Source organism: Paenibacillus sp. EKM301P, assembly GCF_011800295.1.
GTDB lineage: Bacteria > Bacillota > Bacilli > Paenibacillales > Paenibacillaceae > Paenibacillus > Paenibacillus polymyxa.
Window position 1 is genome coordinate 31643 of record NZ_JAALFM010000005.1, and the last position, 25878, is coordinate 57520.

General features: G+C 46.0%; 20 protein-coding genes and 1 tRNA gene. 2 read left to right on the forward strand and 19 right to left on the reverse strand.

Annotated elements, in window-relative coordinates; all coding sequences use genetic code 11:
* Positions 1–46 precede the first annotated feature (46 nt).
* The 15 genes from cobA to HFD99_RS14160 all read right to left on the reverse strand — a co-directional run bounded on the left by cobA (position 47) and on the right by HFD99_RS14160 (position 18125).
* Positions 47–1603 (reverse strand): uroporphyrinogen-III C-methyltransferase, encoded by a 1557-nt coding sequence (gene cobA / locus HFD99_RS14090; protein WP_123797561.1) that lies wholly within the window; start codon positions 1601–1603, stop codon positions 47–49.
* A gap of 4 nt (positions 1604–1607) precedes the next feature.
* Positions 1608–2534, reverse strand: a complete 927-nt coding sequence (gene hemC / locus HFD99_RS14095) for a hydroxymethylbilane synthase (RefSeq protein ID WP_039276194.1) — start codon at positions 2532–2534, stop codon at positions 1608–1610.
* A gap of 1 nt (position 2535) precedes the next feature.
* Positions 2536–3183, reverse strand: coding sequence for a precorrin-2 dehydrogenase/sirohydrochlorin ferrochelatase family protein (locus HFD99_RS14100; protein ID WP_019688417.1), 648 nt, complete (start codon positions 3181–3183; stop codon positions 2536–2538).
* Between the two features lie 8 nt (positions 3184–3191).
* Complete coding sequence (gene ccsA, locus HFD99_RS14105) at positions 3192–4019, reverse strand: cytochrome c biogenesis protein CcsA (protein ID WP_039276196.1); 828 nt, start codon at positions 4017–4019, stop codon at positions 3192–3194.
* A 16-nt stretch (positions 4020–4035) separates the two neighbouring features.
* Positions 4036–5430 (reverse strand): glutamyl-tRNA reductase, encoded by a 1395-nt coding sequence (gene hemA / locus HFD99_RS14110; RefSeq protein ID WP_016818411.1) that lies wholly within the window; start codon positions 5428–5430, stop codon positions 4036–4038.
* 246 nt (positions 5431–5676) lie between these two features.
* Positions 5677–6075 (reverse strand): adenosylmethionine decarboxylase, encoded by a 399-nt coding sequence (gene speD / locus HFD99_RS14115; RefSeq protein WP_025365654.1) that lies wholly within the window; start codon positions 6073–6075, stop codon positions 5677–5679.
* A gap of 265 nt (positions 6076–6340) precedes the next feature.
* Positions 6341–6928, reverse strand: coding sequence for a hypothetical protein (locus tag HFD99_RS14120; protein WP_039276198.1), 588 nt, complete (start codon positions 6926–6928; stop codon positions 6341–6343).
* A gap of 287 nt (positions 6929–7215) precedes the next feature.
* Positions 7216–7827: a ribosome biogenesis GTP-binding protein YihA/YsxC gene (gene yihA, locus HFD99_RS14125; RefSeq protein ID WP_013372691.1), complete on the reverse strand. Its 612-nt coding sequence runs from the start codon at positions 7825–7827 to the stop codon at positions 7216–7218.
* Positions 7828–7845: 18 nt separating this feature from the next.
* Positions 7846–10182 carry an endopeptidase La gene (gene lon / locus HFD99_RS14130; RefSeq protein ID WP_016818409.1) on the reverse strand — a complete coding sequence of 779 codons (2337 nt, stop codon included), beginning with the start codon at positions 10180–10182 and terminating at the stop codon, positions 7846–7848.
* A gap of 110 nt (positions 10183–10292) precedes the next feature.
* Entirely contained in the window at positions 10293–12020 is a 1728-nt protein-coding gene (lonB, locus tag HFD99_RS14135; RefSeq protein ID WP_123797562.1) for an ATP-dependent protease LonB, read from the reverse strand.
* Between the two features lie 217 nt (positions 12021–12237).
* A complete protein-coding gene (gene ispG / locus HFD99_RS14140) occupies positions 12238–13356 on the reverse strand; it encodes a flavodoxin-dependent (E)-4-hydroxy-3-methylbut-2-enyl-diphosphate synthase (RefSeq protein ID WP_017427410.1) in 1119 nt (372 codons plus the stop codon).
* A 110-nt stretch (positions 13357–13466) separates the two neighbouring features.
* Entirely contained in the window at positions 13467–14723 is a 1257-nt protein-coding gene (gene clpX / locus HFD99_RS14145) for an ATP-dependent protease ATP-binding subunit ClpX (protein ID WP_013372695.1), read from the reverse strand.
* A gap of 12 nt (positions 14724–14735) precedes the next feature.
* Complete coding sequence (gene clpP, locus HFD99_RS14150) at positions 14736–15326, reverse strand: ATP-dependent Clp endopeptidase proteolytic subunit ClpP (protein WP_016324659.1); 591 nt, start codon at positions 15324–15326, stop codon at positions 14736–14738.
* A gap of 409 nt (positions 15327–15735) precedes the next feature.
* Positions 15736–17049 carry a trigger factor gene (gene tig, locus HFD99_RS14155; protein WP_017427409.1) on the reverse strand — a complete coding sequence of 438 codons (1314 nt, stop codon included), beginning with the start codon at positions 17047–17049 and terminating at the stop codon, positions 15736–15738.
* 143 nt (positions 17050–17192) lie between these two features.
* A complete protein-coding gene (locus HFD99_RS14160; protein WP_123797563.1) occupies positions 17193–18125 on the reverse strand; it encodes a hypothetical protein in 933 nt (310 codons plus the stop codon).
* A gap of 238 nt (positions 18126–18363) precedes the next feature.
* Between HFD99_RS14160 and HFD99_RS14165 the strand changes: the two genes are divergently transcribed.
* Together HFD99_RS14165 and HFD99_RS14170 are read left to right on the forward strand one after the other, a co-directional pair.
* Positions 18364–18437 (forward strand) — tRNA-Arg (locus HFD99_RS14165).
* Between the two features lie 216 nt (positions 18438–18653).
* On the forward strand, positions 18654–19418 hold the full coding sequence (locus HFD99_RS14170; RefSeq protein WP_016818629.1) for an exodeoxyribonuclease III: 765 nt from the start codon (positions 18654–18656) through the stop codon (positions 19416–19418).
* 75 nt (positions 19419–19493) lie between these two features.
* On the opposite strand, the gene HFD99_RS14175 is transcribed toward HFD99_RS14170, so the two are convergent.
* The 4 genes from HFD99_RS14175 to HFD99_RS14190 are packed head-to-tail and all read right to left on the reverse strand — an operon-like array spanning position 19494 to position 25833.
* Positions 19494–22733, reverse strand: coding sequence for a cellobiose phosphorylase (locus tag HFD99_RS14175; RefSeq protein WP_123797564.1), 3240 nt, complete (start codon positions 22731–22733; stop codon positions 19494–19496).
* A gap of 18 nt (positions 22734–22751) precedes the next feature.
* Complete coding sequence (locus HFD99_RS14180; protein ID WP_167440923.1) at positions 22752–24098, reverse strand: GH1 family beta-glucosidase; 1347 nt, start codon at positions 24096–24098, stop codon at positions 22752–22754.
* 23 nt (positions 24099–24121) lie between these two features.
* On the reverse strand, positions 24122–24940 hold the full coding sequence (locus tag HFD99_RS14185; RefSeq protein ID WP_017427404.1) for a carbohydrate ABC transporter permease: 819 nt from the start codon (positions 24938–24940) through the stop codon (positions 24122–24124).
* Positions 24940–25833, reverse strand: a complete 894-nt coding sequence (locus HFD99_RS14190; protein ID WP_016818625.1) for a carbohydrate ABC transporter permease — start codon at positions 25831–25833, stop codon at positions 24940–24942. Before HFD99_RS14190 ends, HFD99_RS14185 begins: the two co-directional genes overlap by 1 nt.
* Positions 25834–25878: the final 45 nt, after the last annotated feature.

The following is a 25878-nucleotide window of genomic DNA, read 5'->3' on the forward strand; positions in this document are numbered from 1 at the left end:
TTACAAACCTCCATTTTTTTATACATTCATTTGTAAAAAATAAAATTTATAATGTCATAACCGTACTTGATTGTTTCCAGTCACATAGCGATTGAATTAGACTTTCAATGGTCGCCTTCTCTGACATCAAACTGACAGTCAATCCGGCTTGGGTTGCTGTCTCACCAGTTAAGGGGCCGATCACAGCGATCGTAACTCCCTCCAGCAGCGATACTGGATCACTGATCCCCATTTGTCTGAGGGCTTCCATGAAAAAGGTTACGGTTGAGGAACTGGTAAACGTAATCGCGTGAATGGCACGCTCCTCCAGCAGCTTGAGAAGTTCATCATCCTGTGTGTTGGCAGCCAGCACCGTTTGATACAAATCAGCCTCGGTCACATGCAGTCCCATCTCTCTCAGCTGATCCGGCAGCCATGAACGAGCGAGATCACCTCTTGGAAGAAATACGTTTTGCCCTGGTTGCAAATCTTGCTCGAACGTTTCAAGCAATCCCTCTGCCTGAAAAGGACCTTCGATCTGTTCTGCTACAATTCCGTGTTTTCGAAGTGCGTCTGCTGTGGCTGGTCCGACTGCGGCAATACGAGCTTTGTATAGCGCACGTACATCCTTGCCCTGTTCCTTTAAATGAGTGAAAAAGTATTCCACTCCGTTAACGCTGGTAAAAAACACCCAGTCATATTCAGGAAGTCGCGCAAACGCCTCTTTGATTTTCTGTTTTGCCTGCTCGTCCGAAGGGACGACGGTCTGGATAACTGGGAACTCATAAGGTTCGCCGCCAAGCTCCTCAATCCGGTGAACCAGACTGCTGGCCTGCGCGCGTGCGCGAGTAACCAAAATTCGCTTCCCAAACAAAGGCATATCCTCTGCCCATTTTAACTGTTCACGCTGATTGACCACTTCTCCGACAACGATGACGGCGGGCGGTTGAAAATTCGCTGCCTTCACCTTGGCTTCAATATCCGCCAGCGTACCCACTAGCGTATCTTGCTCGGCGCGGGTCCCCCAACGGATCAAAGCAACTGGAGTATCGGACGGCTTACCATGCTTTATCAGTTGATCACTGATATAGCCGATCTTCGCTACACCCATCATAAAGATCAGTGTACCCGTTGCGTTCGTTACTTTATCCCAATGAATACTTTTATCTAGTTTATCAGGACTTTCATGACCTGTAATGATAGACAGCGACGAGGCCATCTCCCGATGCGTAACAGGAATGCCTGCATAGGCAGGCACGCTGATGGCTGATGTGATGCCAGGTATGATTTCATAGGAAATACCGTGTTTACGCAGTAGCCCGGCTTCCTCGCCGACTCGCCCAAAAATAGTGGGGTCTCCCCCTTTGAGCCGGACGACTTTCTTTCCTTCCAAGGCTAAATCCACCAGCAGCTGATTAATTTCCTCTTGCTTCATGGTGTGACGATCTGGCAGTTTGCCGACATATATTTTTTGGGCCCCTGGCTTCATCAGCCCCAAGAGGCGAGGGCTTGCCAGTCTGTCATACACAATGACATCGCCCAGTTGAATGCACTCCCAACCCTTGACCGTAATCAATCTTGCATCTCCGGGTCCTGCACCTACTAAATATACCTTTCCCACCATTCCACTATCCCCTCACCTGCGCCAGAATCTGTTCCGCTCCTTTGGCTATCAAACTGGCCGCCACCGCTTCTCCCAGCTTCTGCGGATCATTTCCCTGGAGCGTTTCCTTCAAAATAACCTCGCCATCTGGCGAACCTACCATCCCTGTGAGGCTGATTTCTTGACCAGCCCAAACCGCATGAGCTCCGATTGGCACTTGGCATCCCCCATTTAACACACCCAGAAAGGTTCGCTCAGCCGCAACCGTAGCCGAGGTATCCTGGTGGTTGTAGAGTTTCAACAATGCCAATAGCTCATCATCGCTCGCACGGCATTCAATACCGAGCGCTCCCTGTCCTACTGCCGGTAAGCATGCCTCCTCTGGTATATAGGACGTAATGCGGTCTTTCCAGCCCATCCGGTGCAAACCTGCTGCTGCCAAAATGATGGCGTCAAAACCTTCCGTCTCCAGCTTTTTCAGACGGGAATCAATATTGCCACGTACTGGCTCTAATTGTAGATCAGGTCGCATGGACTTGATTTGACTGGCTCTGCGCAAGCTGCTTGTGCCCACCTTGGCTCCTAAAGGCAAATCCTCCAGACTCTTGGCGCCCAATGTAATTAGGCAATCGCGTGGGTCCTCACGGCGCGGTACAGCGCCATTGACAAGACCTTCCGGCAATTCGGACGGCATATCCTTCATACTATGTACTGCCATATCAATCTCACCAGCCAGCATGGCCTGTTCAATCTCTTTGACAAAAAGTCCTTTGCCACCCACTTTGGACAAGGTTACATCCAATATTCGATCACCCTTGGTCAGGATTTTCTTCACGACAAATTGTAAATCCAATCCATGCTCCGCGCACAGTGCATTCAAATCCTCAATGACATGCCCGGTCTGAGTTAACGCAAGAGCGCTCTGTCTGCTGCCTACCACAATTGTTCGCATGTTATTCCTCCTGATTTTGCGCAATCCATAGATCTATTTCTTTTTCGGTCCAAGCCATAAATTCATGACGTCGTATCTGTTCCAAAATTCCGCTACTCGCCAAGCGTCTTAATAGTTTGGTCCTTTGCTGTGGGGAACTTATCTTGCGTTTGATGACCTGTCGCATATCGTGCATGAAATCCAGATAAGGCTCGTATTCGCTACCGAACAACGTATCCAAGGCTGATGTAATATCAGCAGTCACAGCGGGGCCTGCCCCTTCGGTGGAAATACTAATCGTCAGTCTCCCTCGTCGGATGATGCCCGGCGTTATAAAATCTCCCTCTTCCGAGCGATCCGCCACATTTACCAGTATACCCCTTTGTCTGGCCTCATGCGCAACCTTATTATTCACTTCTCTCTGGTTCGTAGCAGCATATACAAGAAAGGCTCCCTGGAGGTCACCCTCGCGATATACGCGATTTACCCAGTGGAGCTGCTTGTGATCGGCCAGGATCTGCAAATCCGGCGTTATATTCGGGCTAATGACGGTAATGGATGCCCCACTTTCCATCACCCCCTTAACCTTTCGTTCCGCAATCCTGCCGCCGCCTACAACACAACAGAGCTTATTGTTACAATTCAACGAAATCGGGACAAAATGCTGCAAATGGCTTTTCACTCCCCCGTCCACTGATGAAATACAGACCAGGAATTCAGCAAAAAATTAAGAACTAGCAGCGTGTAGCCAACCAAAGACCACTTTGCCATGACCAGGCCAGAACGCTGGTTCAATCTTTTGCTCACTAAAAATACAATATACACGCATAAGGCAATCGCTGTCATCAGCACTTTGGTATCTAGCAAAAGACGCCAGCGTTCCTCGGCAATAATAGAAATAACAGCAACAACAATAGAAACTCCCAGCAAAGGAGTACCAATTAAAAGCGCCATATGTGTATACCGATCCATCATTTCCAGACTCGGCAGGCGCTTGATCGTGTCATTCCATTTCTTGACTTTCAATTTACGATGCAAAAACAGATACAACCCCGAAAATACAGCCGCTACCGTCATCGCGACAAAGCCAAGATTAGCCAGCGCAATATGAATCAGAAGCAGCCCATGTACGGTATGCCAATTTCCAAGCGGGTTGTCGATCGGCTCCATCCATATATTGTTGAGCACAAGAACAGCAAAACTAATGATATTAAGCAGCAACACCGCAAATTCCGATCGCTGATAACGTGACAGAATCAAAGAAATCAGTACCAGGATAAATGAGAACAGAAACAGAAAGTCGTAGGTCACAAAAATAGGAAGATGCCCTTCATTCCAGGTTCGCATTCCCATAAAAACAAGCTGGAGCATTACAACGACAATAAGAAGCCCTGTACCTGTCCGTTTAGCATTCGCATTGCGACGAATTCCATCCGAAAATACAAACAGAAGGCTCAGGGCAAAAACATAAATCATTGAATCATATATAAGCATGCCTGAGGCCACGTCTGTTCACCCACCTTTACAGGCTGGCCGGCGCAAACGACGCTGGCAAAGCCTGAGCCTGACCGGTTTTTCCATGAACACCAGCCTCCGGTTTTATTAACGCAGATGCATCGCTTTTATCTACTTTCTGAGCGGCGTCCTCCAAACGATCCTCCAGAGCAAAAATGTGGCTAAACATGTCTAGCGCCTCATTTCCCTGCTTTTGGACAGCCAGTTCCTTAACCCGATTGATCGGATCATGCATCATCTGATTCAGCATACTCTTCGTCAAACGGCTTATCACTTTACGCTGCCGTTCATCCAGCTCGGGAAGCTTGTTATACAAGCTTTCCAGCGTATCCTGATGTATAGACTCCGATTTTTCCTGTAATGCACGAATCACCGGACGCACTCCCATCGTTTTCAACCATTGATAAAACTCGCTAAGCTCATCTTCAATCATATGCTCGATTTTTGCAGCTTCAGTACGACGCATTTCCAGATTGCTCTCCACGATCCCTTCCAGATCATCAATGTCATATAGGAAAACATTCTGCAATTCGCCAATAGCCGGGTCCAAATCGCGTGGAACCGCGATATCAATCATAAACAAAGGACGAGACTGACGACGTTTCATACTGGCTTCGACACGATTGCGATCCAGAATATACCCCTGAGCACCAGTCGAGCTAATCACAATATCCACATCCGCCAACCGATTCATGCCTTCCTCCATCGTAACTGGCGTTCCGTTAAACTTGGAGGCCAGATCCTCGGCGCGGGACAAAGTTCGATTTGCTACAATAACCTCGGCAGCTCCGCCGCTGTACAAATGCTTAACGGTAAGCTCGCTCATTTTACCGGCACCGAGGATCAGTACCTTTTTATCCGTAAACATCCCGAAAATCCGTTTGCCCAGCTCAACGGCTGCATAGCTAACAGATACGGCGCTTTCTCCAATAGACGTCTCCGAATGGGCACGCTTGCCCAATGTGACGGCCTGCTTAAACAACATATTAAACCACGTTGCTGTAATTTTTTGAGATTGAGCCTGAAGAAAAGCATTCTTTACCTGTCCCAAAATTTGTGTTTCTCCGATGACCATAGAATCCAGACCACAAGTCACACGGAACAAATGCCGAATTGCCTGCTCGTCCTCATATATATATAAATGTTGTGTAAACTGATCACGAGGAATACCAAACCATTGTTCCATAAAACTGCGTATAAAATAACCGCACATGTGAAGGCGGTCCACCACAACATATATTTCAGTCCGATTGCAGGTTGCGACAACTACGCCCTCCAACACACTTTTGGTAAGTTTGAGTTGTTCCAGCGCTTTTGGCAAATCCTGTTCTGCAAATGTAAACCGTTCTCTGACTTCCACAGGCGCCGTACGATAATTCAACCCAACAACGACGATGTGCATTGTAAAATTCACCTGCCTAAACTGTAATAAGAATACTCACTGTTATCATAAACTATGTTAATTATATCACAGAAGTCCGAATCCCCTTCGGCTGTTTTATGAATTGTTTATGAAAATTGGATGGCTTTCATAAACATCAAGCACGTTCTGTATGATTTAGTTTAGTGTAAACCACTTTTAAAACAAATAACCATGGAAATGTTCCATGGTTATGATATAGGACGCACACGGCTCCATAAAGGAGATTTACACCAACTCAGCCAGCTTGCACTCCGGGGATTCCACCTGAAGTTCTCCCAAGCCGCGAATCAGCTTCTTCGCATATGTTTTTTTCGGTTTTAGAACGGATACCAGGTAATCAATAGCTAACTGCGGATCAACAGTCTCACCGCAAGTATAACAATCAATAGCGGCAAACCCTCTCTCAGGATACGTATGAATAGAGAGATGACTCTCCGACAACAGTACAAGCACGGTAGCTCCCTGTGGTTCGAATTGCTTGGATTGAACGGACATCACCGTTGCTCCGCAAGCTTCAGCAGCTTCAACTAATTGAGCCTCCAGAAACTGCGCATCATTCAGTAATTCAAACTCAACACCCCAAGTATCTACGGCAACGTGTCTTCCGAAAGTTGAGTATTCCAATTCCATCTTTCGGTTCCCCCTTCCTAGGAATAAAATGTTTGAAAAAAATTTCATCCGCTAGGACCTACGTCATTCACTTCCCGAGGGATAACCTCTCGCAACATTCAATGTCCTGAGTGAATCCTGGTTCCTATATTCATTTTCAACGAGATTAAAAATAACATCTATGTGCAGCAAATGCAATCATTTTTTTGGAATAAAAAAGCCCCTTTCGGTAAAGAAAGGGACTACACTGTATAACAATTCATTCCATATATTCAGCCTCTTAAGCTTCCAGGGCAAATAATTTGGAGCAACTCATCCGAAGCTTGTGGTCAATCTGTTCCAGCTCAGAGAAAGTACGCGCCAGATTCCGCTCATCAAGTAACGAATTAATGAGATTGTATACATCTGCTATTTCCTTTTCGACGTTCTGATGTTGAAAAAGCTGTTGCAGCTCTTGCACTGTATTTCTATATTCAAACACCAGCCTGGAGCCTTCTGCATTCTTTTCCATAATTCTGCGAACCGCACCTTCATTATAAAAATACACCATAGTGAATCCTTGATACATGCGGTAAACAATACCTTCACCCTTAAAACGAACAAATAGTTGGCGTATAAACAGGGTTAGCTGTGGATGAACTAAGCGGCAAGTTAATTCACAGACAAACGCTCCCTCTTTGGCTTCAAAAAATAAATGAACTTCCTCACCTGCAATATGCTCCAGAACGATTTCCTGTCTTCCGTTATCCAGAACCTTAATGCGGTAATGCACCTGAGGATCATTCACTGCCTGTAAAAATTCGTCCATTTGGGTTTCTGACAAGGTCAAAGTGGTTTTTACATACTCTGTGGCTAACCGCTGTGCCATACCAATCTCCTCAATTCTTTCCTCAAACCTGTAGTGTAAGCTTTATGCTTTATTATACATCAGACCCGCAGCGCTTTCTTGCGCATCAAATCATAAATATCCGGCATTCATCGGAAATAAACGGAAAATAACGGAGTCGCAGCTGCATTATCCACCATATGCTCACTTTTATGCTTAAATCCCACGATTTCCTTTGTTTATTATATATTATTCCTACCCATTTAATGAGTTTAATGTTTTTAATCCAACATCACGAAAAAAAGGCGTCCTTCAGGACGCCCCTAACCTTACAATTCCGTCTGCTCTTCGTCGTCATTCTCGATATAGCTGGAGATGACCGACCACAGCTCTTCCTTGCCCATGCCTTCTTCGGATGAAAAGGGGATAAACAAACCCCCGGGAAGTATTCCGAGTTCCTGCTTGATTACCTTATAGTGCTTTTCTCGCCGTGTTTTAGGGATTTTATCTGCTTTTGTGCCTACAACACAGACCGGAAGCCCATTATGACGCAACCAGTCGTACATCATGATATCATCCTTGGACGGTGGGTGGCGCAAATCTACCATTTGAAGCACCAGTTTAAGCGGCTCACGTTCCAGCAAATAAGACTCAATCATCTGCCCCCAAGCCTTGCGAGACGTTTTGGATACCTTAGCATAACCGTAACCGGGAAAATCCACAAAATAGAGCTCATCATTGATCCGGTAATAATTGAGTTGCTGGGTTTTACCTGGCGTAGAACTGGTACGCGCCAAATTTTTACGGTTAATCATCCGATTAATCAGTGATGATTTTCCAACATTGGAGCGCCCCGCCAGAGCAATCTCTGGCAAAGCGTCCACAGGAAACTGATCCGGGCCAACCGCACTGATTATAAATTCTGCTTTTGTTACTTTCATTGTGTCTTTAATTCCTCTCTAATGTACCCTTGCCTGCTCAACCAAAGCATGCTTTAACACCTGATCCATATGGGCAACGGGGACAAATTCAACATCCTGCCGGATACTGTCGGGAATATCCTTCAAATCCCGTTCATTATCTTTGGGAAGCAGAATTTTTTTGTAGCCTGCCCGATGGGCAGCCAGCGACTTTTCTTTCAAACCGCCAATCGGCAATACGCGACCGCGCAAGGTAATTTCGCCCGTCATCGCTACATCCTTGGATACATGACGGTTGGTTAAAGCGGAAATTAATGCGGTAGCAATCGTAATTCCGGCAGATGGGCCATCCTTTGGTATCGCTCCCTCAGGAATATGAATGTGGATATCATTTTTCTCATAGAAGTCCAGTTCAATGCCCAGATCGACTGCCTTGGAACGAGTGTAGCTGAATGCCGCCTGCGCGGATTCTTTCATAACGTCTCCCAGTTTACCCGTAAGAATCAGTTTCCCGCTACCAGGCACGACCGTCACTTCAATCATCAGTGTTTCACCACCGACCTCGGTCCATGCCAAGCCTGTAACCGTACCGATCTGATCCTCCAGTTCTGCTACACCGTAACGGAATTTGGCGATACCCAAATAATCTTTCAAATTATCCGGTGTGATTTGAATCGGTCCTTCACCACCGGAAACAACTGACTTCGCTGCCTTGCGACACAGAGAAGCCATTTGCTGTTCAAGATTCCGCACACCGGATTCACGGGTATATTCGCGAATGACACGCAGCAGCGTATCCTCCCCAATAACCAATTGTTCCTCTCCCAAGCCATGCTCTCTCTTCTGCTTAGGCAATAGATATCGATTGGCGATTTCCAGCTTCTCCAGTTCGGTGTAGCCGGGAATATAGAGCGTCTCCATACGATCCATCAGCGGACGTGGGATATTATGTGCAGCATTGGCTGTCGTAACAAACATCACGTTGGACAGATCAAACGGCAACTCAACAAAATGGTCACTGAACGTGTTGTTTTGCTCAGGATCAAGCACTTCGAGCAACGCCGCCGATGGATCGCCTCGGAAATCGGAGGCCATTTTATCAATCTCATCCAGCAAAAAGACTGGATTAGATGTTCCTGCGGTCTTCATTCCCTGAATAATCCGCCCCGGCATCGCGCCAACATAGGTCCGGCGGTGACCACGGATTTCTGCTTCATCGCGCACACCACCGAGAGAGATGCGGACAAATTCCCGGCCCATGGATTTGGCAATCGAGCGAGCCAGTGAGGTCTTGCCGACCCCTGGCGGACCTACGAGACACAGAATGGGTCCCTTAATGGTCTTCACCAGTTTGCGCACGGCCAAATACTCCAACACCCGCTCCTTGGGCTTATCCAGCCCATAGTGGTCGTTATCGAGTATTTCTTCTGCTTTGACGATATCAAGATCATCATCGGTGAACTTGTTCCACGGCAAGCTTAACAGCCAATCGACGTAATTGCGGATGACACCACCCTCGGCAGAGCTTGCTGGCATTTTTTCCAGACGGTCAATTTCCTTTTCGACCTTCTCTTTCACCGGAACAGGCAACTCTCGTTCACTTAGCTGGTTGCGTAGTTCTTCAACTTCTCCTGCGCGACCTTCCTTCTCACCAAGTTCCTTCTGAATCGCCTTCATTTGTTCACGCAGATAATACTCCTTCTGCGTCTTTTCCATCTGCTTTTTCACACGCTGGTTGATTTTACGTTCCAGTTCCAGCACTTCACGTTCATTGTTCAAAATATCTAGGAGCTTCTCCAGACGCTGAGTTACGTCGATCGTCTCCAATATATCCTGCTTTTCCTTAATTTTGAGCGTCAAATGGCTTGTGATTACATCAGCCAGTCGCCCTGGCTCCTCAATATCAGATACCGCAGCGAGAGTCTCCGGTGTTACCTTTTTGGACAAATTGATATAATGCTCGAACTGAGTTAATACAGTGCGCATAAGCGCATCCGTTTCAGGCTGTACGTTTTCTGCCTCGTGCAGTTCCTTCGCCATTACCTCATAATATTCTTCATTGTCCGTATATTGAATAATCTCAGCGCGTTCCAGCCCTTCCACCAATACTCGAATGGTTCCGTTGGGAAGCTTGAGCATTTGGCGTACTTTGGCTACCGTGCCGACTCGAAAAATATCCTCTTGTGTGGGTTCTTCAATATTAACTTCTGATTGAGAACACAGGAGAATCAAATTGTCTTCAACCATCGCTTTTTCCAAAGCCTTGACCGATTTTTCCCGGCCCACATCGAGATGCAGAACCATGCTCGGGTAAACCAGAAGTCCTCTTAAAGGCAGCAAAGGAAAACGACGACCTTTTGTCTTGGTGGGTCCCATCGCTTTCGCACCTCCAGTGATTCTCAGGTTCCGGATTTTACAATCCTCACGTTGCTATCTTTCATATTTTATCAAATGTTTTATAAAAAAACCAATGAAAGACTAGTTCATTAGCAAGATCCTGTATCTGAAATCGTCCCATTATGTGTTCCATCCGCCTGTAACAAGGAGGATTGAGATGGGCGAAAAGTCTCAATTGGCGCATGTACAGGCGCATCCGTGGTCATCTCTTCTCCAAACACATGACGGAACACTTCGGTAACCGACTGTACAGGGATGACTTTTAGTCCCTCAATGCTGTCAAATAGAGCTTGCCAGTTATCCTGCGGAATGATCACTTTTTTGGCACCAGCCTGAAAAGCAGCTTCGACCTTGGCTAATACGCCGCCAATCGGCTTGACTCGACCATGGATGCTAATCTCGCCAGTCATGGCAATCTCATGATCCACCGGAATTCCCCGCATCGCGGAGGCAATAGCTGTCGCCATCGCAATCCCTGCCGACGGACCATCTACTGGCGTCCCCCCTGGAAAATTGATATGCAGATCGTAATTGGACGGAGACAAACCGAGCGTACGCAAAACAGTCAGAACATTTTCCACAGAGCCTTTAGCCATGCTCTTACGACGCAGTGTACGGGAGTTACCTCCGATTTCTTCTTCATCCACAACACCCGTAATATTATAGCTTCCATTTCCTTCAGGAACCGGAACCGCAGTAACCTCAATTTCCAGCAGCATGCCCATGTTCGGACCGTATACAGCTAATCCGTTAACGAATCCAATTTGTGGCAAGCCCGGTATTTTTCGATCAGGACGGGGTTGAATTTGGCTGCTACCCGCTACCCACTCTACATCCGAAGCATCGAGTCGTTCCCTTTTCTCGGTAAGCGCCAAACCAGCAGCAAGCTGGATCATATTGACTGCCTCCCGGCCGTTGGTCGCGTAACGCTGTACAACCTCGACTGCCTCTGGACAAGGACCAAAGCCCAACTTGTGTACAGCATCTTCAGCAATACGAGCAATCTCCTGAGGTTGCAAGGCACGGAAATAAATTTCCATACACCGGGATCGAATAGCAGGTGGCAGCTCATGCGGCGAACGGGTCGTCGCACCTACCAAACGGAAATCCGCAGGCAAACCATTTTGGAAAATATCGTGAATGTAAGCAGGCGTATGCGAGTCTTCTGAATTGTAATATGCACTTTCCAAAAATACCTTCCGATCCTCCAGCACTTTCAACAGCTTATTCATCTGCGTTGGATGCAGCTCGCCAATCTCATCAATGAACAGCATCCCTCCATGAGCCTTCGTTACAGCTCCGGGTTTAGGTTGAGGGATACCCGCTACACCCATCGCTCCTGCCCCTTGATAGATTGGATCATGTACTGAACCAATTAACGGGTCCGCAATACCACGTTCGTCAAAACGGGCCGTTGTGGCATCAATCTCCGTGAATTTAGCATCCCCCTTGAACGGGGAGGACTGATTCTTCTTAGCCTCTTCCAGTACCACACGTGCTGCAGCCGTTTTCCCTACACCAGGAGGGCCATAAATAATGACATGCTGCGGATTTGCACTGCATAACGCCGCTTTGAGCGCTCGCAGACCGTCCTTCTGACCGACGATATCCTGTAACGTGGCAGGTCGCGTGCGTTCAGCCAGCGGCTTAGTAAGTGAAATAGAGCGCAATTTGCGCAACTTATCCAATTCCTTCCTAGATTCCCGATCCACCGCACTACGGTTCGTTTTCTGGCTCCGCAGAAGATTCCAGAAATACAGACCAATGACAATCCCGAAAAACATTTGCACCAATAACAATATCATAGTCAAGTCCATCGTATTTCCTCCGTTTCTCATCTCAGCAATTTGAAAATGCTGTTCTATGAAAGACAGTATTTCCTTTTCCACGAGAGCTAAACGGCTGTCTTTCAAAAGATCAGAGAGAAATACAAAAACGCCGCGAAAAACAGTTCTGTAGCAGAGCTGCTCTCCACGGCGCTTATACAATGACCATAGTTTATGATTATACCTGTTTTAAAATAACCGCTTTTGCCTACACCTTCTCGGCAGTGTGACGCTCTTCACGTCCCGGTATTTTACCTGTTTCCTCATAAGCCTTGACGATGATATCAATTTCTTTTTTCAATTCGTCAACCATTTCAGCCTCAGGGACTTTGCGAATCATCTTTCCATAACGGAACAATAGACCTTCTCCACGTGCTCCGGCAATTCCGATATCAGCTTCCTTCGCTTCACCCGGACCGTTAACTGCACACCCCAGTACGGATACTTTAATCGGCACCTTGAGTTTTGCAATGTAATCCTCTACTTCGTTCGCAATAGAGAACAGATCAATATCCAGACGCCCGCAAGTCGGACAAGAAATCAATGTAGCTGCATTCGTGATCAACCCAAACGTTTTGAGCAACTCCCGTGCTACCTTCACTTCTTCGACTGGATCGGCACTTAGCGAGATACGCATGGTGGATCCGATACCAGCTGCCAACAGTGCTCCCATACCCGCTGCGCTTTTAACCGTTCCAGTAAAGAGTGTACCGGCTTCGGTGATGCCCAAATGGAGGGGATACTTAATAATTTCAGCTGCCTTCGTGTAAGCCGCAATCGCCATTGGAACGTCAGAAGCCTTCAGTGATACGATAATATCATGGAAATCAAGCTCTTCGAGTATCCCGATATGGTACAGTGCACTTTCTACCATCGCTTCTGGCGTCGGGTAGCCATACTTATCCAGTAAATGCTGTTCCAATGATCCGGCGTTCACACCAATCCGAATCGGAATCCCTTTTTCTTTACACGCCTTAACGACTGCTTCCACTTTTTCACGTCGTCCAATGTTCCCTGGGTTAATACGAACCTTGTCAATCCCATTTTCAATCGCCAGTAGAGCCAGCTTGTGATTAAAGTGAATATCTGCAACCAGCGGAATATGAATCCGCTTCTTAATTTCCTTAATAGCTGCGGCAGCTTCCTCATTGTTGACGGTAACCCGCACTATCTGACATCCGGCTTCTTCCAAGCGTAGAATCTCAGCTACTGTAGCTTCCACATCTGCCGTTTTGGTTGTACACATGCTTTGGATGATGACTTCATTGCTGCCGCCAATCGTCAGATTCCCGACTTTAACGGGACGTGTGTCTTGTCTTAAGAACATGTACTTTTCTCTCCCATTAACGCCAAACCTCCACCCCATAAAACCTCATACGGGTTTAGTGAAGTGGAGATCGGGCTTCTCATATTGTAGAGATCGCGAAGTATCAATCCTTAGGCGCTCTCTTCTTGTTTTTTATCCTTATCTGTACCACCGAGTTCCGGTGCGATTTTGTCTTTTACTACCTGCTCGTTGATGACGCAAGTCGTCACATCATCACGGGAAGGAACTTCGTACATAACGTCGAGCATAATACCTTCGATGATTGCACGAAGGCCACGGGCACCCGTGTTACGCTTGATCGCCTCACGAGCAATGGCTTCCAGAGCATCTTGCTTAAACTCCAGCTGCACATTGTCCAGTTCCAGCATCTTCTGATATTGCTTGGTCAAGGCATTTTTTGGTTCAGACAAAATACGAACCAATGTCTTCTCATCAAGCGGCTCCAGCGTAGAAATAACTGGCAAACGTCCTACGAATTCCGGAATCAGACCGAATTTCAGCAGATCCTCTGGCAATACCATGGAGGTATATTCGCCTGGTTTTAGATCTTTTTGTTCACTAGTCGCGTTAAAGCCGATGACCTTCTTACCGATACGACGTTTGATCATTTGCTCCAGACCATCAAAGGCACCACCGCAAATGAACAGGATATTCGTGGTATCAATTTGAATGAATTCTTGATGTGGATGCTTGCGACCACCTTGCGGAGGTACAGAAGCAACTGTGCCTTCCAAAATTTTAAGCAACGCTTGCTGTACACCTTCACCCGATACGTCACGCGTAATGGACGGGTTTTCGGATTTGCGGGCTACTTTATCAATTTCGTCAATGTAGATAATGCCGCGCTCGGCTTTTTCTACATCATAATCGGCAGCTTGAATCAGTTTCAGCAAAATGTTTTCAACGTCTTCACCCACATAACCCGCTTCCGTAAGGGAAGTGGCATCTGCGATAGCAAATGGGACGTTCAAAATTTTAGCCATGGTTTGCGCAAGTAACGTTTTACCCGAACCTGTAGGTCCAAGCATCAGAATGTTACTTTTTTGCAATTCCACATCATCAATTTTGTTTTGTGTATTAATACGTTTGTAGTGATTATATACCGCAACAGACAATGATTTTTTCGCTTGATCCTGACCAATAACATATTGGTCCAGAATTTCACGGATTTGCATTGGTTTTGGAATGTCTTTCAGATCTACTTCTTCTTCATGACCCAATTCTTCCTCCACAATTTCCGTGCACAACTCGATGCATTCGTCACATATATATACGCCCGGTCCGGCAACAAGCTTGCGAACCTGATCCTGAGATTTACCGCAGAAAGAACATTTTAATTGTCCTTTTTCATCATTAAATTTAAACATAGAGCCACCCCTTTACAGATTAATCGGTTTAGACAGCACCTGGTCAATGATACCGTATGCTTTCGCCTCTTCCGCTTCCATGAAGAAATCCCGGTCAGTATCACGTTCGATTTTTTCGAGGGGCTGACCTGTACGCTCCACATAGATTTGATTCAGCTTGGCACGTGTTTTGATAATCCAGTCCGCATGAATCAGCATGTCGGAGGCTTGCCCCTGAATGCCGCCGAGCGGCTGGTGAATCATAACTTCACTATTGGTAAGTGCATATCTCTTGCCTGGTGCACCGGCTGTGAGCAATAAAGAGCCCATACTAGCAGCCATACCTACACAAATCGTCGATACATCCGGCTTAATGAATTGCATTGTATCATATATACCCATGCCTGCAGTAACAGAACCGCCTGGCGAGTTAATGTACAAATTAATGTCCTTCTCCGGGTCTTCCGCAGAAAGGAACAATAGCTGTGCAATGACGAGATTGGCGACATCGTCATCAATCGGGCCACTTAGGAAAATGATGCGATCCTTAAGCAACCGCGAGTAAATATCGTAAGATCGTTCTCCTCGATTCGTTTGTTCCACAACCATAGGGACGAGACTCATCACGACCAACCTCTTTTCTTTATTAAAATGAACACCTGTATTCATCCGCTTCCTTAAGTCCCATTAAAACGGAAGCGGCAATCATGAAACGTGAACACCTTACAAAATATTTTAACATGTTCAGAGTCTCGTGTCATATTTGCCTGTGCTCATATATAAAATGCAGGCTATTTACAGACGTCCTGCCGAGACCTTCTCATATTTAACCATGTTTCGTATGTATGTGCAAATGTACGGTAGTGACTTATGTAAAACAGAAAACACCATTCACAGCGCTTTCCATAAACGACTAAAATTTGGATTGTCTAAGGTAAAAATAAGGCACGTAACTTTCACTACGTGCCTTATCCTTATCTAATTACTACGTTGCAGCCTGTTACAGCATACACCGTATATTTTATCGTTTAAATTACTCAGCAGCTGCAGCTGGCGCTTCAACTTCTTTGCTGTTTTCAACCAGCAAAGCGATTGTTTTGCGCAGTGAGATCTCTTCTTTCAAGTTAGCGAACGAGCCGTTACTTTCCAGAATGCTGCGGATCTCTTCTACAGAACGTTTGTAAGCATCAGCCATGTTTTGCAGCTCTTCATTAATTTCCGCTTCGGAAACTTCGATGTTTTCTGCTTTAGCCACTTGCTCCAGCACGAGGTTGTTGCGTACGCGCTTCTCAGCATCAGCTTTCATTTGCTCTTCCAGGTCTTCTTTGCTTTGACCGGAGAAGCCGAGGAACATTTCAAGATTCATGCCTTGGCTGCGCAGACGGTTGTCGAAATCGCGAACCATGTTTTGCACTTCACTCTTAACCATTGCCTCAGGAATGTCGATTGTTGCATTTTCAGCAACTTTCTCCACTACAGCGCCCTCACGAGCTGCTTTAGCTTCGTTTTCTTTGCGTTCCAGCAATTGCTTTTTCAAGTCTTCCTTGAATTCAGCAAGTGTGTCAAATTCACTTACATCTTTAGCAAATTCATCGTCCAATTCAGGAAGAACTTTGCGTTTCAGTTCATGAACTTTCACTTTAAATACAGCTTGTTTACCAGCGAGGTCAGCAGAATGGTAGTTCTCAGGGAACGTTACTTCAACGTCCTTGGAATCACCAGTGTGCAAACCAATCACTTGATCTTCAAAGCCAGGGATGAAGGTATTGGAACCCAGTTCCAGAGAATACTTCTCAGCTTGTCCACCTTCGAACTGTACACCGTCTACGGAACCGTCGAAGTCAATGATAGCTGTATCGCCGGATTGAGCAGCATCTTCATCAACGACAACCAATTCAGCATGACGTTGTTGCAGGCGCTCCAGCTCTTGAGCCAGTTCTTCGTCGCTTACTTCGATTTTGCTTACAGGCACTTCTACGCCTTTGTAATCGCCCAAAGTTACTTCAGGTTTAACAGTAACTTTTGCTTTGAATTTGAAAGTTTCGCCTTTAGCAAATTGATCAATTTCAACATCTGGGCTATCTACTGGGAAGATGTCTGTTTGCTCTACAGCTTGGCTGTATGCTTCTGGCAACAGGAAGTCAATTGCATCCTGGTACAGACTTTCAATGCCATAACGTTTTTCAAAGATAGGACGTGGCACTTTACCTTTACGGAATCCTGGTACGCTTACTTGTTTAACCACTTTATTAAAAGCTTTGTCGAGTGCAGCGGCTACACGATCCGCGTCTACCTCAACTTCAAGAACCCCAAGGTTCTTCTCTATTTTCTCCCAAGTTGCTTTCATTTTATGCTTTCCCCTCCAACAAAATCTTCACTTAGTTTTCATTACAATCAACGCACACAAAATAACCACTATAGTATATCTAACATTACTGTCTTTTTCAAGAGCAGCCCTTGAATGCTTTAACAGGTAAACGTTTCCGGTCATTAAGGAGTGTTCATTCCCGCCGCTACGAATAATCGCATCGACCGATATGCTTGCTCAAAACGGAAGCGCAGTGCATCTGTAATGCCATATATAGCGCGGGTTTCTTCTTCATTATTGTTCCCGTTCAAACTTTCCGAAACGGTCTGATGGAGTGCTGCTGCCCAAATATCCGGCATTCCGTCCTCTTCTACCAACATTGATCTATAATCTTTCGTACCGTACACGGCCATCACAAACTGTGACCACAGCTCCTGTGCAAAATAGAATAGTGTGGGCTCATGCACTTCAGTCTGGTCGGCTACCCGTTCCAAAATACGCATAATCGCCTCTGGAAACTCATCAGGCTGTAACGGAACCGTTTCAATATCGATTTCCGTCTGTTCATCACCCCGTCTGATTTCTATCGTTCCTTCCATTCCGCGGCGTCTCAATGTCTGTAGAACACGGAATTGAAGAAGAGGATGGATTTCCCGTTCAGTAATCCAGCGAAGCAAAGCATCGTCGATCTCCGGCAGTTCCAAGTAGGATAGCTGTTCCAAAGCTAGAATCGTCTGTTCGGATAACGGTTGATCCATAGCCATCTGCAAAAGCTTGTTACCGTAGCCTGCATTCTGTTCCTGCTTAAAACGTGCATGACGGCGAGCCAACTCAACTTCACTGACTTCGTCTTCTTCCACATTGTCCGTTACCGCTCCGCTGTCAGCATACTGTGGAAATGCAGCTTCCAACCATTGTGATAGAGCGTTCCATTCATCGTATTGTTTCTGCTCCTGTCCCTGACACTGCATCAAAAAGCGCAGCATCGCCATCGCCTCTCCGTAACGTTCGTTTTCAAGCATCACCGTAAGTTGAATTTGATAGTAGTCCAGTGTCTTCGGAAACAATACGATATTATTTTCTTTTGTCGTCACCTTGGAGTCCTTTATTTTCAAGGCACCCCCTCTCCTCCGCAAGCTAAAGTATTTGTAGATTATATGAGAAACAGCAGCCGAAGTTCAACCACTCGTCTTCAACATATTCACCTGTATTCTAACATACCCTTTTATAAGGCAAAAAAAACGATGTGTAGTCTGAATTTATGTGGTGTAGAGCCCAAATAAACGATAAATGCAAAATAAGACTTGAATCTTTTCCATCCATATGATATATTAATATTCGCTTGAATTTTATGTCCCAGTAGCTCAGCTGGATAGAGCAACGGCCTTCTAAGCCGTCGGTCGGGGGTTCGAATCCCTCCTGGGACGTATAGCCGAAGCTTCCTATTTAGGAAGCTTTTTTTATTTTCCAGCGAAATAGGACCCACCGTGAACGTTGGAGCCCAGCATCGTATTACAACCTATTTTAATGTAGAAAAGGCTGTTTCCGTAGCGCTGTTCGAGCGCTTGTCTGGGACAGCCTTTTAATCGAGGATATACCCATTACACCGCTTGACTGCGTGGAGTAGTAAGGAGTTTAATCAAATGAAATTAATATCTTGGAATGTAAATGGCTTAAGAGCCTGTGTAACCAAAGGATTCTATACTTATCTAAAAGAAACGAATGCCGATATTTTTTGCGTACAGGAAACGAAGCTTCAAGAAGGACAAATCCTCATGGAGAACATGGAGGAATACATGCAATACTGGAATTATGCTGAGAAAAAAGGGTATTCTGGCACAGCTATTTTCACCAAAATCAAGCCGCTCTCTGTGCATTATGGACTCGAAGAAAATGAAGAACCGGAGGGTCGAACCCTTACGCTGGAATTTGAAAAATTTTATCTTGTCAATGTGTACACACCGAATACCAAACGGGATTTATCCCGATTGCCATACAGGCTCGAATGGGAAGACCGTTTTCGCAACTATCTGCAACAACTAGACACTCTGAAGCCTGTCATCATTTGCGGAGACTTGAACGTGGCTCATCAGGAGATCGATCTCAAAAATGCCAAAGCCAACTACGGAAATGCTGGCTTCACGCCCGAGGAACGAGACCGCATGTCACAGCTGCTCAACGCTGGATTTATAGACACCTTCAGATATTTTTATCCTGATCGAACGGATGTTTATTCCTGGTGGTCCTATATGCCAAAGGTGAGAGAACGGAATATCGGCTGGCGGATTGATTACTTCCTCGTCTCAGAGCGGCTTCGTCCGCTTTTAATAGATGCGAGTATTGATTGCCATATTACAGGCAGTGACCACTGCCCTGTTATATTAGATTTGCAAGATATTTCCGCGTAATTCCGCACTAATACAAGAAATTAGGGTCTTAAAAAGCCGTCATGCTCTATTTTGCAGCATGACGGCTTAAATGAATTAAAGCAATCTCTCCAGATGCACCTCGATACGAGAAACCAGCCGGTCTCTCACATCCTGAGCCTCTTTTGGGTCTAATACAGCCTGGTTTATTGTCTTCTGTTCCTCATTGCTATAATGCAGTATATACTGTTTCACTATGCAGTCCGGCGCGTAAGTATCCATGCGACTTGTATTATAATACGTCACCTGGCAGCTTCCGAGAAAGCAGAAGGTTAACTCACCTGTAGCTGTGAACAGCCAGCCTGGCAACTTGGGCTCCAGCTTCAAGGTAAGCCCCCTAGAATCATAGCCAAATGGCTGCCCGCCTGTCATCATCCATAGCCACATATGAATAAATTCTGCCGTTGATCCACTCAGCCTCGCAATATAGCCCGTTCCATGCAAACTTGCATCAGGATTAGCACTGCTAGCAATAAAGGAACTGTTTTCCAGCGTACTTCTTCCATAGATCGCAGCGTCCATAAAAGGGGGTAGCGCTTTTTGGATGTCTGCAAAAAATTCAGTGTATAGACCCACCTTTAAACACTCAAGTAAATATTTATATTCCATATGCATAAATATCGATTCATTTTCCAGCCACCCTGGCGTGAAAGCTCTGGAACGGCCCAGTTCAAACGGCTGTCCCGCCAGACTCTCATTCACCTTATACATACCCAGCTTTTTGTCGTAAAGCTCGCTCTGTCTGATAAGTCGATACAGCTTCCTCCCATTTACAATGTCGCCAGTTACTTTCATAGCCCGGGTTGGTCCTTCCAGGAAGAACGGTATATCCTTGCGTTTAAAGGAATGTATATTTACAAACACCCCCCCGTTCTCATCCTGCTGTACCTCGAATTCTTTGGCTTCATAATAAAAGAAGGTTGGGTATATCCCCTTTCCTATACGCAGAGCCTTATCCATTCCCTCTTGAATCTTACGTTCAGCCCGCTGCAAAAACTCCAGTACATCAGCAAACGACAATGCTGCTTCTGTCCCTTCAAATCCAAAGCGAACCGTTTCACGGTATGCTTCTCTAGCATCCGAAATCCGTGACCAGAAGCCATGATCGTCACTACCATTCCCAGGCTCCGCATCATTAAAATCGTGGTAGTACTCTTCAACTGCGAGCCCTAATTCTTGGATCAACCTGGCTACCTCTAGCGGTAGCCTCAGCACAAAGTCTGCCGAAAGCTTCATCTGTGCATGTATTAAAAATCTTACGAGTCGCTGTAACTCGCATAGCTCACTAAAGCCCGAAGCAAACAGCCCCGGAAGTCCGTTCATGGAATCATTCCATCCTGGTTTCCCCGCCTCCATCTCAATTCCCAAGCCTTCTGGGTCTAATGTAGACAGCTTGATGGCAGCCAAGGATAGCAGCTTCTCGTATAAATTGGACTTGTAAATCTCTCCGTTGCCTCGTCCGGTTCGAACCCAGTGAACATCGCGAGTCCGCATGTGAAGTTGAGCTTTCTTCTCCTTGCTTTCTACAACCGCTCCGTACTGACGAATACGTCCGTCCTTCATCTGCACGTATTTGTTTCGGCGCGGCTGTACCCATGCCGGACTGTCGTAATACATGTACTCCCTGGTCGAGAGCAGGAGTTCTTCTTGTTTGTCTGGAAAGATACTCAAATAGCTTTCGATTAGATCCATATTATAAGTCCAATGGTCGATCCAGAAGCCTTCACCAAAATCAGCCTCATAGCATTGTTCGGAATGCTTGAGGGCTTCGATCACAAATGTCTCTACCGTTTGCTTTAGTCCAATATTGTCATGAATGATGTGCTGAATCAGCTCGCCCGGGGTAAATGATGATTGAAAAAAAGTACACAAAGACGAATGGGCCGCCACTTCCACCTGTTCCAGCAACGGTTCGAGCTCTCGTATTTGAAAGCTACAGCCTTTTACAACAAGCGGGTTATAGCCGTCCGGCTGAATCAGGCTCATAAACAAACGAATATTAAAATCTCCGACGCCCGGGTTAAACCACACATCATTTCTCCGATTCTGGTTCGCATCGCGGAAATTACCATTTCCTTGCGAATAATACCCCGCCTGGAGTTTGAAAAAATTATAGTCTCGTTCCAAGTCTCCATGCTTGCGCGAAAATACATGATACACAAAGGGTTGCTCCGTGCCATTGTCCAGCAATAATGGATAACCCCCACGTAGCAGATTATCCAGATAGCTTTGACGGCAGTATTCGTCAAACAATGGAATGGATGTCTGCGTGGCCATTCCATCTGTCAACTCTTCGATTAACGTTCTAGCTTCCTCCGCCTTTTGATCGATATAAGACATCGTTGCAATTTCTGTAATCCGTTCATTGATCAATTGAATATCATCCACATGCCCGATGACCGAACAATGATTTACAGCTGTACCTGCCGCCAATCGTGCCGCATAACCGCTAAACCCACAAGGCACTTTATTCGTCGTCACTGGCTGCTGTGAAATCAGGTCTTCGACACGTGTATGGATAAAGCAGTCAGGGAAGGTCAGGGACGTATTTTCACCAAATATAATGGATGGATCGACAATGGGACGTACTAGTCTGGCCTTGCCATCCTGCTCCACAAAGCTATACATAAAATGTCCCGCCTCAATCTGATGGACCTCACTTGTATCCACTGTACTTCCACGTACCTTATAGTAAGGTATGCTGTTATTGAGGTTATACACATCCATCCAGCTTTTCAGTGTATATCCAAGCTCCTTGTAAGCCGTATTGTCAATACCGAAGGGCAGCACAGCCGGCATGCCGTCCAGCACCTCCAGCTCAAGTTCTTGATCGGAATGATTGACAATCTCAACCTTGCGCACCAAAGCAGCGTAGCTTTCATGAGGAAGCGTAAAATATTGCACACGCACCTCCAGCCCTATATCTGGATGAGAGCTATTGATTTCCAGCATATGGCGGGATATTAACATTTTTTGTTGCTCATGCTCCAAAGGACGCACAGCCGAAAACGGCTCCATATAGCTCCACTCATCCTGCCTTTTTACCTTTAAAAAGGTACGGAAGCCGTGGATCGGTACGAGACTATAGCTGCGGTTAGCCGGAAAAAATTCCATGATCGCTCCATTTTTATCCTCCACACCAAAGCTCGCAATTCCTTGTCCACGATTAACATAATACGCCCACAGGGGAATTCCCTGAACACCAGCAATGCCGGGCAAGAAACTGGAAAAGGGCTTGGCATGCGCAAAATTTTCAATCACAAAACGTCCTTGATTGTCAAAATAATACGGCTGCATCGTATCCCCCTTTTCTGTTTAAAACCCGTTCTTTGCCATCATTTGCTTGAACCATAGCGCACTTTGTTTGGGAGTCCGTTCCTGCGTCTCGTAATTGATATGCACAATGCCAAAACGCTTGCTGTAGCCCCAGGCCCATTCAAAGTTATCAAGGAAAGACCAGACAAAATACCCCTTGAGCTGACCTCCCTCTTCAATGAAGCGATGACAGGCCTTTAAATGCTCTTCAATATAGCGCTGACGCCCGGTATCCTCAATCTGTCCATTTACCACTTCATCCCTCATCGCTGCTCCATTTTCCGTAATCAGAATGGGCAAGCCCTTGCTAAAATCCTTCTCAATCCGTGTCAGCAGCTTATAAAAAGATTCAGGGTGAATCTCCCATCCCATGTCCGTTACTGGCTCCTCCATGTGAACCTGCTCTACTTGCAGCAACGAAGCGTCGTTCGTTGATCGAATGATGCTGCGGGAATAATAGTTAATGCCCAAAAAATCCCCCGGTTGCTGAATCAGCTCCATATCACCAGGCTGTACAAAATCCAATCCATTCAGATACGTTCCGTACCATTCCACCATATCTTCAGGATACTTTCCGTTAAACAATGGCTCCGCAAACCAACGATTAATAAAGCCATCTCTTCTGATGGCAGCAGCCACGTCCTCGGGTCGCTCGGAAGCCGCATCCACATGTTCCATGTTCAACGTAATGCCAATCTTACCCGTTAACCCTTTCTCCTTGTGCAAATTGCTGGCAATCCCATGACACATCAGAATATGATGGGCGGCAGCAAAAGCTTCCCTCCAGTTCTCATGGCCAGGGGCATGCTCTCCTGTACCATAGCCCAAAATAGAGGCGCAATAAGGCTCATTTATCGTATTCCACCAGTTTATCCGCTCGCCGAATCGATCCATGATTACAGAGGCATACGTTTTAAAATGTTGGATAGTCTCTCGCTGTGTCCATCCACCCTCGTCCTCAATCCACTGCGGTAGATCCCAATGATACAGCGTCAGCATCGGGATCAGTCCAGCCAACTCAATCTCATCCAGCAGATGCTCGTAGAAGAGCACCCCCTCTTCGTTAATAATGCCAGGCGCGGGCATAATACGTGACCAAGCTACAGAAAAACGATAATGTAAAAAACCAAGCTGTTTCATTAATTGCACGTCTTCTTTAAAGTGGTGAAAATGATCACATGCTACATCTCCACAGTCCCCTCCGATTACCTTCCCGGGGACTTGACAAAAAGTATCCCAAATGGAGGGCGTTCTGCCGCCCTCATCTGTACCCCCTTCAATTTGATAAGAAGAGGTTGAAGTTCCCCACATAAACGTGGCAGGAAATATAAAGGTATTCTCGCTCATACTCGGTACCGTCCTTTCAGGAATCAAGACTTCACAGCTCCAGCCATTGCACCGCCGACAATAAAGCGCTGGAGGAAAATATACAAAATAACCAGCGGTAGTGTAACAATCAAGATACCGCAAGCAAGCAGCGGCCAGTTGTTCATGTATTGTCCATAGAAAGAGAACAGTCCCTTGGTCACTGGCTGATAGGCGGGATCAGACAAATAAATGGTAGGACCTATAATGTCGTTCCATGCACCAATGGCTGTCAAAATGATGCCTGTCGCCAACACGGGCTTCATCAGTGGTACAAGAATCGTGAACAAATAACGTGAATAACCGCATCCGTCCATTGCAGCCGCTTCATCCAGCTCTCGGGAGACAGACTTGATATACCCCACAAACATCAGGAAAGCGATGCCGGTACCTGTCGTTTTCAGCAAAATAAAACCAAGCTGTGTATTGTACAGTCCCAGACTATTAATAAGGGCAAATTGCGGAATTAGCGGATTGGGGAGATACATGGAAATCAGGAAAAACACATAAAAGAAGGTGCTGAACTTAACATATCCCCGTGCTAGCGGAAAGGCGGCAAACACGGATATAATCAGGGTTAATAACGTAGAAACTCCTGTATACAAAATACTGTTCCACATATATTGAGAGAAATTCCCTTTATCCCAAGCATCCATGAAATTCTCCAAACGCAGACCCTTGGCTAACGCTACAGGATCCATCAAATACTCGCTTTGCGTCTTCATCGATACATTAAAAAGGTAGAAAAGCGGGAGTACATATAACGAAAGCATGAGCAGTACGATGGTGTAGCTCACTATTTTGGTTCCTTTGCTACTGCTCATTACATTTCCACCTCTCTTCTGCGCAAGTAATAAAGTGCAATCATTGATACCGTAAACACGAATACAAACTGGATCATCGCAACTGCGGAAGCAAGACCATAATCTGATGTCCCGGAGCCAAAGGCTGTGGCATATACATCAAATGCAAGTGTCGTCGTGTTGAATTTACCCCCTGTCAGCACATAAATAATGTCAAAGGTTTGCAAGGCGCCGATAATGGATAGCAGCATATTGACGGTAAAGGACGGTGCAATCATTGGAAAGGTAATATTTTTGAACGCTTTCCATCCAGAAGCGCCGTCCATATATCCCGCTTCATATAAGTCACTAGGAATGGATTGGAGTCCAGCTAAGAAAATAGTCATCGAGTAACCCATGTACATCCAAATTTGCACAAAAATGACCAATTCAAATGCAATATCATAATCCCCAAAGAAGTTGGAGCTGGTTCCAAAAAAGTTCAGCAATGCTTGCGCAGGACCGCCAAGCGGATTGGCAAGCAACTGCCAGATCAGACCGGATACCGTTACCCCGAGCACAACGGGCAGAAAAAATACAGAGCGATATAACACATCACCTTTGAGCTTTTTATTAATAAGGATAGCCATGAATAGCCCAACTGCGTTTTGGATCACAACCACCGCTACGGCAAAATATAAGGAACGGCCAATGGAAGCAATACGATCTCCAGAATCGGAGGAGGTGAAAAAGGTCGTGTAATTCTCAAATCCGATAAAATTCCACGTCTGTCCCGGAACCCCGGTAGCATCTGTAAAGGAAAAAAGCACGGTTACCATAGAGGGTCCAAAACCAAGAAGCAAATAGAGCAGCACCGGAATACTCAGCAGAAGATAGGGCATTATCCGGGCTGCACCCTTTCCAAAGGGATACATGGGTCTCACACCTTTTCACATTATTATGGGAGCTTTGCAGTTACC

Bases quoted from the DNA above. Each gene is read 5' to 3' on its own strand.
- cobA (WP_123797561.1), bottom strand. From the start codon at position 1,603: ATGGTGGGAAAGGTATATTTAGTAGGTGCAGGACCCGGAGATGCAAGA.
- hemC (WP_039276194.1), bottom strand. From the start codon at position 2,534: ATGCGAACAATTGTGGTAGGCAGCAGACAGAGCGCTCTTGCGTTAACT.
- hemA (WP_016818411.1), bottom strand. From the start codon at position 5,430: ATGCACATCGTCGTTGTTGGGTTGAATTATCGTACGGCGCCTGTGGAA.
- HFD99_RS14120 (WP_039276198.1), bottom strand. From the start codon at position 6,928: ATGGCACAGCGGTTAGCCACAGAGTATGTAAAAACCACTTTGACCTTG.
- yihA (WP_013372691.1), bottom strand. From the start codon at position 7,827: ATGAAAGTAACAAAAGCAGAATTTATAATCAGTGCGGTTGGCCCGGAT.
- lon (WP_016818409.1), bottom strand. From the start codon at position 10,182: ATGGGACCCACCAAGACAAAAGGTCGTCGTTTTCCTTTGCTGCCTTTA.
- lonB (WP_123797562.1), bottom strand. From the start codon at position 12,020: ATGGACTTGACTATGATATTGTTATTGGTGCAAATGTTTTTCGGGATT.
- ispG (WP_017427410.1), bottom strand. From the start codon at position 13,356: ATGTTCTTAAGACAAGACACACGTCCCGTTAAAGTCGGGAATCTGACG.
- clpX (WP_013372695.1), bottom strand. From the start codon at position 14,723: ATGTTTAAATTTAATGATGAAAAAGGACAATTAAAATGTTCTTTCTGC.
- clpP (WP_016324659.1), bottom strand. From the start codon at position 15,326: ATGAGTCTCGTCCCTATGGTTGTGGAACAAACGAATCGAGGAGAACGA.
- tig (WP_017427409.1), bottom strand. From the start codon at position 17,049: ATGAAAGCAACTTGGGAGAAAATAGAGAAGAACCTTGGGGTTCTTGAA.
- HFD99_RS14170 (WP_016818629.1), top strand. From the start codon at position 18,654: ATGAAATTAATATCTTGGAATGTAAATGGCTTAAGAGCCTGTGTAACC.
- HFD99_RS14175 (WP_123797564.1), bottom strand. From the start codon at position 22,733: ATGCAGCCGTATTATTTTGACAATCAAGGACGTTTTGTGATTGAAAAT.
- HFD99_RS14180 (WP_167440923.1), bottom strand. From the start codon at position 24,098: ATGAGCGAGAATACCTTTATATTTCCTGCCACGTTTATGTGGGGAACT.
- HFD99_RS14185 (WP_017427404.1), bottom strand. From the start codon at position 24,940: ATGAGCAGTAGCAAAGGAACCAAAATAGTGAGCTACACCATCGTACTG.
- HFD99_RS14190 (WP_016818625.1), bottom strand. From the start codon at position 25,833: ATGTATCCCTTTGGAAAGGGTGCAGCCCGGATAATGCCCTATCTTCTG.